Raw genomic sequence first — 16,445 nt, 5'->3', positions numbered from 1 at the left:
TTAATACATTCAGGGATAACAAATTATGATGTGGTTTCTTACCTGTGTCGCAGCACTCATTGGTGGCTACTTTATTTACGGTACCTTTATCGAGAAGATTTTCGGTATCAATGAAAAACGCCAAACACCTGCTCACACTAAGCAAGATGGCGTGGACTACGTTCCAATGTCGACACCAAAGGTTTACCTAGTTCAGCTGCTTAACATCGCAGGTGTAGGTCCAATCTTCGGCCCTATCATGGGTGCCCTTTATGGTCCAGCAGCAATGCTTTGGATCGTTCTAGGTTGTATCTTCGCAGGTGCAGTACACGACTACTTCTCAGGTATGTTATCTATCCGTAATGGCGGAGCTTCGGTTCCAACCATCACTGGACGTTACCTAGGCAATGGCGCAAAACACTTTATGAACATCTTTGCCATTGTTCTACTGCTTCTTGTTGGTGTGGTATTCGTATCTGCTCCAGCAGGTATGATCACTAACCTAGTGAACGACCAAACTGATTTCGCGATGTCTGCAACTACGATGGTTGTTATCATCTTTGCTTACTACATCATCGCAACGATTGTCCCTGTCGATAAAATCATTGGTCGCTTCTACCCACTGTTCGGTGCACTGCTTATCTTTATGTCTGTTGGCCTAATCACTGCGATTGGTCTATCTGACGAACACCAAATCATGGGGGGCTTTGAGATCAGCGACATGTTCACCAACATGAACCCGAATGACCTACCACTTTGGCCTGCTCTCTTCATCACTATCGCATGTGGTGCTATCTCTGGCTTCCACGCCACTCAGTCTCCTCTGATGGCGCGTTGTATGGAAAACGAGAAGAACGGTCGCTTCGTATTCTACGGCGCAATGATTGGTGAAGGCATCATCGCTCTAATCTGGTGTGCACTTGCTCTGTCTTTCTTCGGTTCGGTTGAGTCTCTGTCTGACGCAATTGCAAACGGCGGCCCAGGTAACGTGGTATACAGCGCTTCATTTGGTCTACTGGGTGTATTTGGCGGTATCCTTGCTTTCCTTGGCGTGGTTATCCTACCAATCACTTCTGGTGACACAGCGTTCCGTTCAAGCCGTCTTATCCTTGCTGAATACTTCAACATGGAACAGAAAACACTGCGTAACCGTCTACTAATGGCGTTACCACTGTTCGTTATCGGTGGCATCCTGACTCAAGTTGATTTCGGTATCATCTGGCGCTACTTCGGTTTTGCTAACCAATCAACAGCCGTAATGATGCTGTGGACAGCTTCAGCTTACCTACTTCGCCACAACAAACTGCACTGGGTAACAACAGTTCCAGCTATCTTCATGACGTCTGTGTGTATCACATTCATCCTGAACAACAGCCAACTGGGCTTCGGTCTACCAATGCAAATCTCAACCATCATTGGTGTGGTGAGTGCGCTAGGTGTTGCGGCTTACGTTATTAAAATTTCAAAAGGCAAAGGCGATATCGACCTAGCTGATGAAGAAGAGAAAGAAGCAAAAGGCGTCACCAAAACAGCCTAGTTCTTTAAGGCTCTTGGGAACAAGAGACCAATCTTCATAGAAAGAGATAAAAGAACAGCCAAACACAACTTCGCTTGCTCCCGTAATCACTCAGTGATTCGTGGAACCTAAGACTAAAGCCCGTCCACTGTGATGGGCTTTATTGTTTGTAGGCGTTAGTGCTTTCAACTCTGGGAAGCGAATATAGGCTACTAAAACACAAGCAAAGCTACCGTTACCAAGCAATGAGCTTTACACTTAACAAGCGTCTCAATAGGTGAAAATATGGAACTCATTCTCTCTCTGCTGCAACAAACCTGCGTCTACTTAGTGATTGCTTACATGCTGAGTAAAACCCCACTGATTCTCCCTTTGTTGAGCATCTCTTCACGCTTAGGCCATAAGATCAGCTGCTACGTTCTGTTCTCCCTGTTCTGCATTATGGGTACCTATTTCGGACTGCAGATCAATGATGCCATCGCCAACACGCGTGCGATGGGTGCGGTAATGGGCGGTTTGTTTGGCGGCCCTGTCGTTGGCTTTGCCGTCGGCTTTACTGGTGGAATTCACCGTTACTCATTAGGCGGCTTCACAGACTTGGCTTGTGCGATTTCAACCACAGCAGAAGGCTTGATTGGCGGCCTGTTACACGTTTATCTCGTGAGAAAGAACAAAGCCAGCCAACTGTTTAATCCGTTAGTGGTTTTCTCGGTAACCCTGTTTGCAGAGATCATTCAGATGCTGATTCTGCTGGCGGTCGCAAAACCCTTCGAACAATCCTATGCTCTGGTCTCCGATATTGCGGCGCCAATGATCATCGCTAACTCGGTCGGTGCAGCACTGTTCATGAGCATCATCCAAGACAGAAAAACCATCTTCGAAAAGTACTCGGCTACCTTCTCACGCCGCGCACTGACCATTGCCGAACGTTCGGTGGGTATTTTGCATGGTGGGTTCAATTCCGATAACGCACAAAAAATCGTACGTATCGTTTATGAAGAGACCAACGTAGGGGCGGTAGCGATTACCGACCGAGAGAAAATCCTCGCGTTCGTTGGTATTGGTGATGAACACCATATTCCGAACACCCCGATTTCATCGCAAAGCACGCTCACTTCGATGGAACAGAACGACATCATCTACCTTGATGGCAAAGAGAACCCATACCAATGCTCCTTGTCGCAGGATTGTAAATTGGGTTCTGCGTTGATTATTCCATTGCGCGCGGGTAACGAAGTGGTCGGCACCATCAAGCTCTATGAGCCAAAGCTGAAACTATTCTCAACTATCAATATGTCGATGGGTGAAGGTATCGCTCAACTATTATCGAGCCAGATCCTATTTAGCAACTACCAGCAGCAGCAAACGCTACTGACACAAGCAGAAATCAAACTGCTGCACGCTCAAGTGAACCCGCACTTCTTGTTCAATGCGCTTAATACTATCAGCGCAGTAACACGTCGTGACCCAGATAAAGCTCGAGAGTTGATTCAACACCTGTCTCACTTCTTTAGAAGCAACCTAAAGCAGAACATCAACACCGTGAAGCTCAAAGATGAACTGGCACACGTCAATGCGTACCTCACCATTGAGAAAGCACGTTTCACCGACCGATTAGAAGTCGAATGGGACATCGACCCACAGTTGTACGAATCTCAACTGCCGAGCTTTACTCTGCAACCATTGGTTGAGAACGCCATCAAACATGGTATTTCGAACATGTTGGAAGGTGGCACAGTAAAGATCTACAGCGAACCTTTCGGAGGTGGGTTCAAGTTAACCGTTGAAGACAATGCAGGTAATTATCAGAAGCCATCTCAAGATCATGTAGGATTAGGGATGGAAATTGTTGATAAACGACTCACTAATTTCTTTGGACAAGATTCAGCACTAAAAATAGAATCTCAACCACAGCAATTTACTCGAATGAGCTTTATCATACCTATACTCAAATAATGGTATTTTCGGAGACGGATCGCTCCGAGTTGAAACATTTAGAAGCAGACATTTAAAAGATAAGCGTGAACCAAGCAGGGATAGAACCAAGATGAAGATTGTAGGATGTTAAAGGCACTAGTTATCGATGATGAGCTTTTTGCTCGCGAAGAGCTGATTGAGCTGCTGACCGAAACCGGAGAAGTGGAAATCATAGGCCAAGCGAGTAACGCGATCGAAGGACTGAAACAGATCAACCTACTCAAGCCTGATGTCGTGTATTTGGATATCCAAATGCCGCAGGTTACTGGGATTGAGCTGTTAAGCATGCTTGACCCAGATACCATGCCCTACGTGGTATTCGTCACCGCCTACGACCAATATGCGATTCAAGCCTTTGAAGATAACGCTTTTGATTACCTACTTAAGCCAGTCGAGCCTTGTCGATTAAACAAGAGCGTTTGTCGCCTGAATAAGGTCATCAAACAAAATCAGAAAGCACCAGAACAGAACATCTCAGCGATTGCTCCCTGTCACTTAGAGCAAATCCCATGTATTGGTCATAACCGCATTGTGATCATGGCAAGCCAAACGGTAGAGTGCGCCTATTCCGATATCAGTGGTGTGCATGTTCGTAGCTCATCGCAAACCGCAACCTCACAGTTAACACTAAAGATCTTGGAAGAAAAGACCGATTTGATCCGCTGTCATCGACAGTATTTGATCAACATAAAATCGATCCAAGAGATCAAACTGCTAGAAAATGGATTAGCAGAGATCATTACCCTGACTGGCTTTGAAGTCCCGGTGAGTCGTCGTTATTTAAAGACTTTAAAAGAGCAACTCGGTCTCCAGTAACGCGTTAGAATTAGACGCCTTGTTCCAAAGCACGATCAAAAAAGCCAACGTATCAACGTTGGCTTCCTGCTGTTTACAAATCAATAGTGTTTGCAAATCGATAGTGTTACGCATCGATCTTGTCACCAATCAATAGAGATTAGTCGACTTGCTTAATCTGTAGCTCTTTTGGTACTTCAAAGAACATGTTCTCTTCACGACCTTGAATCTCTTCAACGTCAGTCGCACCTAGCTCACGAATACGATCTAGAATTTGGTTTACCAGCTCTTCAGGAGCAGAAGCACCGGCTGTTACACCGATTTTCTTTTTCCCTTCAACCCACTCGGTTTGAATGTCTTCAGGACAGTCAGTTAGGTAGCCAGGTGTGCCTAGTTTCTCAGCTAGCTCTTTTAGACGAGTTGAATTCGATGAGTTCTTAGAACCAACCACTATCACCACATCAACGTCATTCGCCATCTCACGCACAGCGTCTTGACGGTTTTGAGTCGCGTAACAGATGTCGTCTTTACGTGGGCCTTGAATCTCAGGGAACACTCGACGTAGCTCTTCAATCACATCTGCAGTTTCATCTACTGATAGCGTAGTTTGGCTAACATAGTGCAGGTTACTTGGATCATTCACCACGAGGTTCTGTACGTCCTCTGGTCTTTCAACCAAGTACATACCACCAGTTTGGCTCGCGTACTGACCCATAGTGCCTTCCACTTCAGGGTGACCTGCGTGGCCAATCAGTACCACTTCCATATGTTTGCGGCTCGCACGAGCAACCTCCATATGAACTTTAGTCACCAAAGGACACGTCGCATCAAATACCGTTAACTCACGCTCTTTCGCTTCTTTACGAACCGCTTGAGAAACACCGTGAGCCGAAAAGATCACGATGTTGTCGTCTGGCACCTCACTCAGTTCTTCGACAAAAATAGCACCACGCTGCTTGAGCCCCTCAACAACAAAGCGGTTGTGTACCACTTCATGGCGAACATAGATCGGTGGCTGATACATTTCGAGTGCACGCTCTACGATGCTGATCGCACGATCGACACCGGCACAAAAGCCACGAGGGTTAGCTAACATTATTTTCATTTCATTGCTCATCATTTACCGCGGTACTAAGGTTGCTTCTATAGAGTTCGCCGTCAGCGAGGTTCGCATTCTACAGTGAAGCGTCTAGACAGTGAAGCTCTGGGTGAGATCACAGCTGTAAGGCTATCTTATTCTAGCGTGAAGACAGCTATTCTAACGTTAAGAGAGTTATTCTACCGTTAAGATATTGACGTCAAAGCTAACGTCTTGACCAGCGAGTGGGTGATTAAAATCAACCGTCACTGAATCACCTGCGATCTCAGTAATAATACCTGGAATTTCCATACCGTCAGGACCTGAAAATGCCATGATAGTGCCCACTTCAACTTCAGAGTCGCCAACAAACTTAGCACGATCCATATAGTGAATATGATCTGGGTTTGGCATACCAAACGCGTCTTCCGCCTTCAGTTCGATAGACTTTTCAGTGCCGGCTTCAAGTCCAAGTAAGCACGCTTCAAAGTTCTCACTTAGGCTGCCATCACCCATGACGAACTTCGCTGGTTTGCCCATGTTCTCCGTACTATCGGCAACTGAACCATCCTTCATTTTAATCGTAAAATGTAGAGTTACTGCTGAATCATTTTTAATTGCTGCCACGTTACTTTCCTTAGACTTCTTTATTATTTGAGGATGCGCTGTGCTTTGCTTCCTTGTTGACTGAAGCATAAAAAAAAGCGCCGTCGGAATCAACCGACAGCGCTTAGGGCTATTCTATTCTGTGAGTCATAGACTGACTTTGAAGCAAGCTATTTGCTTTCGTCTTTCTTACGGAAACCATCTAAGATGATCATCGCAGCACCGATACAGATTCCCATATCCGCTAAGTTAAATGCAGGCCAGTGGTAAGTGCCCCAGTAGAAGTCTAAGTAATCGACAACAAAGCCATGTACGACTCGGTCAAACACATTACCTACTGCACCACCAATGATGATCGCATAAGCAATGTTATTCCACTTCTCTGTTGCTGGTAGTTTGCTCATCCAGTACGTCAGCATACCTGTTACCGCAAATGCGATACCCGTAAATAACCAACGCTGCCAACCACTTTGATCACTCAAGAAGCTAAACGCTGCACCGTAGTTATGCACGTACAAAAAGTTAAAGAATGGCAGCACCTCAATACGGTTTGCCCAACCATAACCCATATTGTCCATGACAAAGAGTTTAATGCCGATATCAGCCAAGAAGACCAATAGAGCCAGCCATAACCAACGTACACCAGATTGTTTTAACGAAACTTCACTCATTTCTATTCCTAGTATTTACGAAGTTGGTATTCATTGTTAGTCACCTTACGTGACCTTGATTACCAACTTGGTTAAACACATTTCCTATAACTAAAAATAACCCCAGTTGATACTGGGGCTATGATTTTTACAAAAAGTTCAGTCTTTCTCTGAGTCGTTATGCGAACTTACGCACTTCGCCTTCACCGTCGATGTTCGACACACAACGACCACAAACTTTCTCGTGACCTTCGATAGTGCCTACATCTGGAGTGTGGTGCCAGCAACGGTCACACTTCTCAGCTTCAGTAGCCGCAACTTCAACGAATAGACCAGCAACGTCTGTCGCTTGCGCTGCATCAGACTTCTCGCTCAGTGGCTTAACAACAGCTGCAGAGGTGATAAGTACGAAACGTAGCTCATCTTCTAGCTTGTTGATTTTAGCCGCTAGTGCATCGTCAGCGTATAGAGTAACTTCAGCTTGCAGTGCACCACCGATCGTTTTCTCTTTACGAGCATCTTCAAGAAGCTTGTTCACTGCGCCACGAACAGACTGGATTTCAGTCCAGAATTCGTTGCTTAGCTCTTCGCCTTCTGCAAGACCAAATAGACCTTCGAACCACTCACCTGTGAATACGAACGTGTCGCGCTGCTCTCCAGTTGGTAAAGAGCTTGGCATTTCGTTCCAGATTTCATCTGCAGTGAACGACATGATAGGTGCCATCCAACGAACTAGAGCTTCTACGATGTAGTAAAGCGCCGTTTGACAGCTACGTTGAGCATGGCTGCCCTGCTTCGCTGTGTACTGACGGTCTTTGATTACGTCTAGGTAGAAAGAACCCATTTCGATAGAACAGAACTGCATTAGACGTTGAGTCACACCGTGAGTGTTGTACTCGCCGTATGCTTTAACAATCTCTTCTTGTGCAGCTTGAGCGCGGCCAACAGCCCAGCGATCAAGTGCAACCATCTCTTCAGCAGGAACTAGGTCAGTTTCAGGGTTGAAACCGTTCAAGTTCGCTAGGAAGAAACGAGCCGTGTTACGAATACGACGGTAAGCATCCGCTGAACGCTTCAGGATTTCATCAGAAACCGCAACTTCACCCGTGTAGTCTGTAGAAGCAACCCATAGACGCAGGATATCTGCACCTAACTTGTTGGTTACGTCTTTAGGAGCAACAACGTTACCGATAGATTTAGACATCTTACGGCCGTTACCATCCACTACGAAACCGTGCGTTAGTACTTGCTTGTACGGTGCTTCGTCTTTCATCGCGATAGATGAAATTAGAGAAGACTGGAACCAGCCACGGTGTTGGTCTGAACCTTCAAGGTAAAGATCAGCACTGTGAGTGCGCTCTTCGTTCGGGAAGTTGTACTCTTCACGAGAATCAACAACAGAGAAGTGCGTAACACCTGAGTCGAACCATACGTCTAGCGTATCCATTACTTTTTCGTACTTATCAGCGTCTTCTGCGCCCATAAGTTCAGCAGCGTCTACATCCCACCAAGCTTGAATGCCTTTCTCTTCAACTAGCTTCGCAACTTTTTCAATAAGCGCTGGGCTTTCTGGGTGAAGTTCTGCTGTTTCTTTATGAACAAACAAAGCAATTGGCACACCCCAAGTACGTTGACGAGAGATACACCACTCAGGACGACCTTCAACCATGCCTTCGATACGGCTTTGACCCCATTCAGGCAACCACTCAACACTCTTGATTGACTCTAGTGCTTTAGCACGTAGGCCAGCTTGATCCATAGAGATGAACCATTGTGGTGTTGCGCGGAAGATGATTGGAGTTTTGTGTCTCCAACAGTGTGGGTAGCTGTGCTCGTAAGCGTGGTGATGCAGAAGTGCACCTTTCTCTTTTAGAACTTCTAAAACAGAGTCGTTCGCTTTGAATACGTGCTGACCAGCAAATAGCTCTGTATCTGGCAGGTAAACGCCGTTAGAACCAACTGGGTTAGCGATTTCTAGGTTGTACTTTTTACCAACCACGAAATCTTCTTGACCGTGACCAGGCGCAGTGTGAACCACACCAGTACCTGAATCTGTTGTTACGTGATCGCCAAGAACTGCAGGAACAGTAAAGTCGTAGAACGGGTGGTTGAACTGAGAAAGCTCAAGATCAGCACCTGTAGCAAAACCAAGGTTGTGGAAGTGCTCGATACCTGCACGATCCATTACGTCTTTTGCTAGTTCAGAAGCAACAACGATACGTTGAGCAGGCTGGTCGCCATTCGCTTCAACTTGGATAAGCACGTATTCAAGATCATCACGTAGACATACTGCGCGGTTAGCAGGCAGAGTCCATGGTGTTGTTGTCCAGATAACGATAGAAATTTCGCCTTGACCCGCATGACCTTCAGCTAGAGTAAATTTCTCTAGAAGCGCCGCTTCGTCAGCTGCTGTAAATTTCACATCGATAGATGGAGAAACTTTATCTTTGTATTCAACTTCAGCTTCAGCCAGAGCAGAACCACAATCAGTACACCAGTGAACGGGTTTGAAACCTTTAAGAAGGTGACCTTTGTCTGCGATTTTGCCAAGAGAACGAATGATGTTCGCTTCTGTGCCAAAATCCATAGTGCGATAAGGTTTGTCCCACTCGCCCATGATGCCAAGACGTTTGAAGCTCTCTTTCTGACCTTCAACTTGACCCGCAGCGTACTTTCGACACTCTTCGCGGAATTCAGCCGCCGAAATCTTCTGACCAGGCTTACCTTTCTTCTTCTCAACCATTAGCTCGATTGGAAGACCGTGACAGTCCCAACCAGGGATGTACGGTGCATCAAAACCAGAAAGGGTCTTAGATTTGATAATAATGTCTTTAAGAATCTTATTCAGCGCGTGGCCAATGTGAATATCGCCGTTCGCGTATGGAGGGCCATCATGCAGTACGAAAGATTTTTTACCTTTCTTTGCCTTACGGATTTCGCCGTAAAGATCTTCTTTGTACCAACGCTTCAGCATTTCTGGCTCACGATTTGCCAGATTGCCGCGCATTGGGAACCCTGTTTCTGGTAAGTTCAGGGTATCTTTATAATCACTCATCGATTCTTAATTCCGTTATATTGGGCGAAGTTAGACATTATGTTAATCGGTGGAATCATCCGATTAATTCTTTAGCTGAAGCAGCCACACCCTTGCGGCTTCAGCATCCAATTCTATTTGATTCTTTAGTGCGTCGAACGATTCAAATTTTATCTCGTCGCGCAGTTTGTGCAAAAGTCGTACTTCTAACTGTTTACCATATAAATTGGCTTTAAAGTCAAAAAAATGCACTTCCAATTGCTGCCTTACCCCATTAACTGTTGGTCGTTGTCCAATATTAGCAACGCCACCGACAGGAACACCGTCGATATCCAAAGCTTCAACAACATACACTCCCGATACAGGAGAAACACAACGCTTTAATGGAATATTAGCGGTAGGGAAACCGATAGTTCTCCCTAGTTTTCGACCATGGGACACTCGACCACTAATACTGTAATCACGTCCTAACATGGTAGCACTTGCAGTCAAGTCATCGACCGCTAATGCATTTCGTATCTCAGTACTGCTTACTCGTAATTGGTTTAAGCAATAGCTTTGGGTGCTTACCACCTCAAAACCGTACTTCTCGCCCGCCTCTTTGAGCATAGCGAAATTGCCAGTGCGACCTTTACCAAAGCAAAAATCGTCACCAACCACCAAGAACTTCACACCAAGCTTATCAACCAAAAGATCTTTAATGAACGCTTCCGCGGATAAACTTGCAAAATACTGATTAAAATTAACACACAATAAGCGACTGATATCTAGCTTACTCAGTTGCACGTATTTGTCTCGTAAACGAGTTAAACGTGCTGGCGCTCCATCTCGGGCAAACAGCTCCATAGGCTGCGGTTCAAACGTCATGACAACAGAAGGGAGCCCTAATGCTGCAGCTTGTTTAGAAACCTGACTCAGAACCTCTTGATGTCCTAAATGAACACCATCAAAGTTACCTATGGTTAATACACAGCCATGATGCTGCGCTTTAATATTGTGTATACCTCGGATCAGTTCCATTATGATCAGCTAAAACCTGTTATTTGCATCATTTATTGTGTGAAACCGACGGATTATATACTAATCAGTATTAATCTGTCGCTGCTTTTAAATGTTTTACTCGGATACCTAAAATCAGTACCGAAACAATATAAACAAAGCCACCAAGTCCAATCAAGCCTGTTAATGTCAGCGCTCTCTGGCTAAAGCTCCATTCAAGCCAATGTTGCATATTATCCAGCTGCCATAAAATAGCCGCTACCATCACCACACCTGAGATAATCAATTTGGCACTAAACAACAAGGTTGTCTTAGTTAATTGATACACACCCGCAAGGTGTAATCCGCGATATAACAATGCCATATTCACAAAGGCAGACAGTGCCGTCGCAATCGCCAAACCCACATAGCCATAAAAATAAGCAAAGATCGCGTTAAACACCATATTGGTCACCATAGCGATAATGCCGTACTTAACCGGTGTTTTGGTATCTTGGCGAGAGTAATAGCCCGGAGCTAAAACTTTAATCAGCATGAAATTAAGCAAGCCTGATGCGTAAGCTACCAATGACATCGATGCTTGCTGTACATCGTGTGGAGAGAACTCACCACGCATAAATAGCACCATCAACATGGGTTTAGCTAAAACGATAAGACCTAACATCGCAGGAATACCAAGCAGCAACACCATGCGCACGCCCCAATCCATGGTATGCGCGAACCCTTCCCCTTGAGCATCTACGTGTTTACGAGACAAAGCAGGAAGAATCACAGTCGCAATCGCGATACCGAATAAACCGAGAGGAAATTCAAGCAGTCGGTCTGAGTAGTACAACCAACTGATAGAGCCTGTTGCGAGGAAGCTGGCAATAAAGGTATCAAACAATAAGTTGATTTGGCTGACCGATACACCGAACAGAGCAGGGATCATTAATGTGCGGATCTTAACCACACCCGGGTCTCTCCATCCCCACTTCGGCTTAACCAACACACCCGCTTTGATCAAGAAAGGCATTTGGAAAAGGAATTGGACTAAGCCACCAAGAAACACACCAATAGCCAAACCAATTTCTGGTTGTTCTAAATTAGGTGAGATAAACCATGCAGCGCCTATGATCATCACGTTCAAGAACACAGGAGTAAAAGAAGAGACCGCAAATTTACCTAATGTATTAAGAATGGCACCAGATAAAGCGACGAAGGTGATAAACCATAAATAAGGAAAGGTAATCTTGAGCATAAAGCTCGCTAGCTCAAATTTGGGTGCTGATGGGCCATCATTTAGCCAGTCGATAAACCAACCCGCACCAAACATCGCGGTGATCACGCCAGAGCCCAATACCCCGATGACGGTGACAATAGAAACTAAAACCCCGAGCGTCCCCGACACCTTAGCAATTAAATCTCGTGTCTTATCTTTATCACCTGCGGCGTGATATTCCGTTAATACAGGAACAAACGCTTGAGAAAACGCACCTTCTGCAAAAAGTCGACGTAAGAAATTAGGAATTTTATTAGCGAAGAAAAATACGTCGGCACTCGCTCCTGCCCCCATCAAATTTGCTACTACTACATCACGTACTAGCCCCAATACACGGGAAACAAAAGTCATTGCGCTGACAATCAGGCCTGACTTTAATAGTCGTTTACTCACAGAAACCTCTGACACTGGTTGATTACTTTCAAGCGAGGATAAATACTATCCTGTCCTAAGAAGCATATTTATTAGCATTGGTCTAAAAATGCTGTTAGAATCCCCGCCATCTTAACCGCGATGACCTTTCCATACCAAAGTTTGTTTGGCTACGATTGGTTTTTGCACAAATCATTTGACAATTAAGCGCTAATGAGGGATAGTCCTCGCCCTTAAATTGTCACCGAACTAAGTTTTTGGGAGTTAGACCCTTGGCAAACAGTAAATCTGCTAAGAAGCGCGCTATCCAAGCTGAGAAACGTCGCCAGCACAATGCTAGCCGTCGTTCTATGATGCGCACTTACATGAAAAAGACTATCGCAGCTATCGCAGCTGGTGATAAAGAAGCTGCAACTGCTGCTCTTGTAGAAGTTACACCACTTCTTGACCGTATGGCGACTAAAGGCCTTATTCATAAGAATAAAGCTGCACGTCATAAGTCTCGTTTCGCTGCTGCAATCAAAGCTCTTTAATAGAAATTTGATTACAACGCAAAACGAAAAAAACCGGCCTAGGCCGGTTTTTTTATATCTAAATTTTGAGTAACGCTTTTATTTTACGTGCTAACAGCCGTTTTTCTGACCGATAAACAATTTAAGCAGATAGATAAAACAAACAATCAGAAAAATAAATAGAGAAGCAAATTGGTACGTAGATAGATAGGTAAACACTAACGTTCAATGTGAAATGCTAACACTTCCTTGTGTCATTCTATCGCTGATAAGAAATCCCCCTCCCACCAGCAATAAGCTACTTGCAGTAAATACCATGCAGTAGGTTAATCATCGCTTTTACTTCTTCACTACTCAATGTGTAATACACAGTTTGAGCTTCTTTGCGAGTTTCGACCAAACCATCTCTTCTCAACCAAGCAAGATGTTGAGATAAAGCAGACTGACTCAGTTCCAACTTGCCACACAACTCCCCAACCGACAGTTCAGTGCCATGTAATAGGCACAAAATCTGTAAGCGACGCTCGTTAGCCATGGCTTTGAGTAGAATCACAGCTTGTGCTGAGTTCTTCTCCATCCCTTTTAAGTTCATAGTTTGGCTCCCTACAACCTTTACGCCAACTACGGGCTATCAGTATTTCCGGCATATTGCGGAGTTATGATAATCGATATCAATTCATTAACAAACTATCTCACTCGAACAATTTGCTAAAATCTGCGTCACATACGTTTTTTACTGCTGGATGTTGGATCATCCTCTCAGCAAATATGACGTAGTACTCCTCTTTTAACTCTTCAATACCGCCTAATAGTTGCAGTGATGTGTCGTCTTCCACTTCAGACATATAAATCGTCGGTGCTAAAAATATTACGTCATGATGGTAACGAGCAAAAGCCTTCATCAATGCGGCATCATCAAACTCACCTAAAATATCTGGCTTAAGCCCTTGTCTATCAAACCATTGCAGCACTTTACGACCCATTGAGGTTCGGCTGCCAGGGATCAAAAGCTTTCTTTGCTCCAATACAGCAGGGAAATTAACCCCTTCAACCTGACCTGAACTAAAAAAGCTCATTCCACTCTCACCCAGCTTTTTACTGAACAGGCCCGGGCTTTGACTAGAGTCCACCGGACAGTCAGACAAAATCATATCGAGCTTATGTTGAGAGAGTTGCTCAAGTAGCATTTCATGGGTCGATTCAAAACAGCGCAAGTGAATGCTGTTATCTGGAGGGATGGTCGACATCAGTATCTTACTGACGAGTCTTTTAGAGAGCGCATCCGCGACGCCAACATCAAACAGAATATTGGAGTGCTGGCTGTAATTCACGATGTCCAGCATCTCGTAACTCAGGCCAAACATACGATCGGCATATTTAAAGACCAGTTGCCCAAGCTCTGTAGGCTCAACACTTCGGCCATTACGCTTGGTCAACTTGCCATCCATGCGTTCTTCTAAGGCTTTTATCTGCCCCGTTACCGTTTGTGGTGTTAGGAATAGGGCTTCTGCAGCTTTAGTAACAGAACCTTGCTTGCAAACCATCCAGAAGTAATACAGATGGTTGTAGTTGAGATGCGACATAATAGATGTGCCGTAATAAAAGAGTAGATACCCTTTTATATCAAATATGACACCGCCACTCAACAAACTCGGAAAAACCTAACCAAACATAGATTTACCACTTATTTTTTCGAAGTGTCTGATTTCATAATGTAATATTTCATCGATTATTTTCAATTTTTTTCTAACTTTTAAGATCTATATCACCTATAGAATTTCCATTAAAAAACAATTTAAAACAACAACTTAAAACAACCACATTAGCAATTGGAATATTTAAAGAGTAAATCATCACAAAAAAGTCGCACCTAAACCAAAATGTAATATTACTGAAATATTTCCCCTCTAACATCACGCTCAGATTAAACAAACAGACCAAACACAGACTTAAACGGTCCAATGGAGAAAACATTATGAACCAAGCTACTACTGCAGCAGCGCCTATCTCGAGCACTACTCGTTGGCTACGCTGGGCTAACTTGGCATTCATGCTTTACCTACTATTACTTTCAGTTTCAATGGTTGGTACAGGCTTCAAATGGGCAACAGGCGAGCAAGCAAAGGTTCTTTTCGAATTTGCTTCACACCCAGTTGCAGGCTTAATGATTGGTTTAGTAGCAACAGCGCTTATTCAATCATCAAGTACAGTTACTTCAATTATCGTTGGCCTTGTGGCAGGTGGTTTACCTGTTGAGCTAGCAATTCCTATGATCATGGGTGCTAACATTGGTACTACGGTAACCAATACGCTAGTTAGCCTTGGTCACGTTCGTTGTAAAGAAGAGTTCAAACGTGCATTCGCAAGTGCGACAATCCACGACTTCTTTAACCTATTAGCCGTTGCTATCTTCCTACCACTAGAGATGGCGTTTGGAATTCTAGAGAAAATTTCTCACTGGTTAGTATCACCGATGCTAGCAACAGGTGATATGAGCATGGGTGGTCTTAACTTCATCAAGCCAATCACTAAGCCTGTTGTAAGTGCGATTAAAGAACCACTATCAACGTTTGGCGACACTGTTGGCGGCATCATGCTTATCGCTCTAGGTATCGCAACTATCTTCGTAGCTATTACTGTAATGGGTAAGCTGATGAAGAGCCTAATGGTTGGTCGTGCTCGTGAGATTCTAAAGAACGCAATCGGTCGTGGTCCAATCCACGGTATCGCTTCTGGCTCTATCGTGACTATCCTTGTTCAGTCTTCTTCTACGACAACAAGCTTGATGGTTCCACTAGTAGGTTCAGGTGTTCTTAAAGTACGTGACGTTTACCCATTCACTCTGGGTGCAAACATCGGTACATGTATTACGGCTCTACTTGCAGCTACAGCAGTGTCTGGTGAGTTCGCAGTATTCGCACTACAAATTGCTCTAGTACACTTGGTGTTCAACATCATGTCAACGGTATTCATCTTCGGTATCCCGTTCCTACGTGAACTTCCAGTTAAAGCGGCAGACATGATTTCAGACATGGCTGTGAAGAACAAAGCTGTAGTGGCTGGTTACCTTGTTGCGGTATTCCTTGTACTGCCTGGTAGCGTGTTAGCTCTTACCGCTTAATAGCAAAATAAACATCGCTTATAGCAAAGCCCGCTACCTCCTAGGTTGCGGGCTTTTTCTTTTTAAGAGCAGATACGGGATTCGGGTAAACGAGTAACGAAGAGCTAAAATCAAATTCGAGATATGAGTAAGCTTGTGACAAGAGCTGAAACTGATACGATATAAGAGTAAATCGGTAAGGTAAGCATTACTCACCAAAGAAGTCCGTTCTAGCTCTTCGTATCCCGCATCTCGTTTACCCGCATCTATATATTTCCGTCATTCCCTACAGCGAGGAACGAGCGTGATAGGGAATCCCACAAACACACCACGAAAGATACTCCCAACTCCTTCCTTCGTTAGTCTAGGGAATGATGAATCGAAAAAAGATTCGAGATGCGTGTAAGCGAGTATCGAAGAGAAAGAGCCAATGCGCGTTGAGAGTATACGAGTAACATAAAGCATCACACAGCATATGATTTCTCTGCTCTTCGAATCTCGATTACTCGTCACTGTAACTTAGATACAAAAAAGGCTGCACAGAAGCCTGTCTCTTGATCACAAGT

General features: G+C 44.5%; 13 protein-coding genes. 5 read left to right on the top strand and 8 right to left on the bottom strand.

Annotated elements, in window-relative coordinates:
* Positions 1 to 25: 25 nt before the first annotated feature.
* From AB4517_RS00745 to btsR, 3 genes are all read left to right on the top strand, one after another.
* Entirely contained in the window at positions 26 to 1,516 is a 1,491-nt protein-coding gene (locus AB4517_RS00745; protein ID WP_017062863.1) for a carbon starvation protein A, read from the top strand.
* A gap of 264 nt (positions 1,517 to 1,780) precedes the next feature.
* Positions 1,781 to 3,451 (top strand): LytS/YhcK type 5TM receptor domain-containing protein, encoded by a 1,671-nt coding sequence (locus AB4517_RS00740; protein WP_372147709.1) that lies wholly within the window; start codon positions 1,781 to 1,783, stop codon positions 3,449 to 3,451.
* A 105-nt stretch (positions 3,452 to 3,556) separates the two neighbouring features.
* Positions 3,557 to 4,288 carry a two-component system response regulator BtsR gene (gene btsR / locus AB4517_RS00735; RefSeq protein WP_017070063.1) on the top strand — a complete coding sequence of 244 codons (732 nt, stop codon included), beginning with the start codon at positions 3,557 to 3,559 and terminating at the stop codon, positions 4,286 to 4,288.
* A 139-nt stretch (positions 4,289 to 4,427) separates the two neighbouring features.
* Here btsR and ispH read toward each other — a convergent pair whose 3' ends face one another.
* From ispH to murJ, 6 genes are all read right to left on the bottom strand, one after another.
* A complete protein-coding gene (gene ispH, locus AB4517_RS00730) occupies positions 4,428 to 5,384 on the bottom strand; it encodes a 4-hydroxy-3-methylbut-2-enyl diphosphate reductase (protein WP_029235087.1) in 957 nt (318 codons plus the stop codon).
* A gap of 156 nt (positions 5,385 to 5,540) precedes the next feature.
* Positions 5,541 to 5,972, bottom strand: coding sequence for an FKBP-type peptidyl-prolyl cis-trans isomerase (gene fkpB / locus AB4517_RS00725; protein WP_017059345.1), 432 nt, complete (start codon positions 5,970 to 5,972; stop codon positions 5,541 to 5,543).
* Positions 5,973 to 6,121: 149 nt separating this feature from the next.
* Positions 6,122 to 6,622, bottom strand: coding sequence for a signal peptidase II (gene lspA / locus AB4517_RS00720; protein ID WP_004739521.1), 501 nt, complete (start codon positions 6,620 to 6,622; stop codon positions 6,122 to 6,124).
* A 157-nt stretch (positions 6,623 to 6,779) separates the two neighbouring features.
* Positions 6,780 to 9,656: an isoleucine--tRNA ligase gene (gene ileS / locus AB4517_RS00715; RefSeq protein WP_017059344.1), complete on the bottom strand. Its 2,877-nt coding sequence runs from the start codon at positions 9,654 to 9,656 to the stop codon at positions 6,780 to 6,782.
* 63 nt (positions 9,657 to 9,719) lie between these two features.
* On the bottom strand, positions 9,720 to 10,655 hold the full coding sequence (gene ribF, locus AB4517_RS00710) for a bifunctional riboflavin kinase/FAD synthetase (protein ID WP_017059343.1): 936 nt from the start codon (positions 10,653 to 10,655) through the stop codon (positions 9,720 to 9,722).
* Between the two features lie 70 nt (positions 10,656 to 10,725).
* The gene (gene murJ / locus AB4517_RS00705; RefSeq protein WP_032545655.1) at positions 10,726 to 12,288 is read right to left on the bottom strand and encodes a murein biosynthesis integral membrane protein MurJ; all 1,563 of its coding nucleotides are present in this window, start codon (positions 12,286 to 12,288) and stop codon (positions 10,726 to 10,728) included.
* 251 nt (positions 12,289 to 12,539) lie between these two features.
* On the opposite strand from murJ, the gene rpsT reads away from it, so the two are divergent.
* Positions 12,540 to 12,800 (top strand): 30S ribosomal protein S20, encoded by a 261-nt coding sequence (gene rpsT, locus AB4517_RS00700; protein WP_004739529.1) that lies wholly within the window; start codon positions 12,540 to 12,542, stop codon positions 12,798 to 12,800.
* A gap of 277 nt (positions 12,801 to 13,077) precedes the next feature.
* Here the strand turns inward: rpsT and AB4517_RS00695 are convergent, their stop codons facing one another.
* A complete protein-coding gene (locus tag AB4517_RS00695) occupies positions 13,078 to 13,371 on the bottom strand; it encodes an ArsR/SmtB family transcription factor (protein ID WP_372147707.1) in 294 nt (97 codons plus the stop codon).
* 100 nt (positions 13,372 to 13,471) lie between these two features.
* Positions 13,472 to 14,362, bottom strand: a complete 891-nt coding sequence (gene nhaR / locus AB4517_RS00690) for a transcriptional activator NhaR (protein WP_017059341.1) — start codon at positions 14,360 to 14,362, stop codon at positions 13,472 to 13,474.
* Between the two features lie 392 nt (positions 14,363 to 14,754).
* On the opposite strand from nhaR, the gene AB4517_RS00685 reads away from it, so the two are divergent.
* On the top strand, positions 14,755 to 15,900 hold the full coding sequence (locus tag AB4517_RS00685) for a Na/Pi symporter (protein WP_017059340.1): 1,146 nt from the start codon (positions 14,755 to 14,757) through the stop codon (positions 15,898 to 15,900).
* The last annotated feature ends 545 nt before the right edge of the window (positions 15,901 to 16,445 follow it).

Origin of the sequence: Vibrio sp. 10N.222.52.C3 (assembly GCF_041474195.1) — a bacterium.
In the GTDB taxonomy this organism is placed as follows: domain Bacteria; phylum Pseudomonadota; class Gammaproteobacteria; order Enterobacterales; family Vibrionaceae; genus Vibrio; species Vibrio crassostreae_C.
This window is presented reverse-complemented; position numbering and strand designations above follow the sequence as displayed.

Bases quoted from the DNA above. Each gene is read 5' to 3' on its own strand.
- ileS (WP_017059344.1), bottom strand. From the start codon at position 9,656: ATGAGTGATTATAAAGATACCCTGAACTTACCAGAAACAGGGTTCCCA.
- ribF (WP_017059343.1), bottom strand. From the start codon at position 10,655: ATGGAACTGATCCGAGGTATACACAATATTAAAGCGCAGCATCATGGC.
- lspA (WP_004739521.1), bottom strand. From the start codon at position 6,622: ATGAGTGAAGTTTCGTTAAAACAATCTGGTGTACGTTGGTTATGGCTG.
- AB4517_RS00685 (WP_017059340.1), top strand. From the start codon at position 14,755: ATGAACCAAGCTACTACTGCAGCAGCGCCTATCTCGAGCACTACTCGT.
- nhaR (WP_017059341.1), bottom strand. From the start codon at position 14,362: ATGTCGCATCTCAACTACAACCATCTGTATTACTTCTGGATGGTTTGC.
- AB4517_RS00695 (WP_372147707.1), bottom strand. From the start codon at position 13,371: ATGAACTTAAAAGGGATGGAGAAGAACTCAGCACAAGCTGTGATTCTA.
- btsR (WP_017070063.1), top strand. From the start codon at position 3,557: ATGTTAAAGGCACTAGTTATCGATGATGAGCTTTTTGCTCGCGAAGAG.
- ispH (WP_029235087.1), bottom strand. From the start codon at position 5,384: ATGAGCAATGAAATGAAAATAATGTTAGCTAACCCTCGTGGCTTTTGT.
- AB4517_RS00740 (WP_372147709.1), top strand. From the start codon at position 1,781: ATGGAACTCATTCTCTCTCTGCTGCAACAAACCTGCGTCTACTTAGTG.
- AB4517_RS00745 (WP_017062863.1), top strand. From the start codon at position 26: ATGATGTGGTTTCTTACCTGTGTCGCAGCACTCATTGGTGGCTACTTT.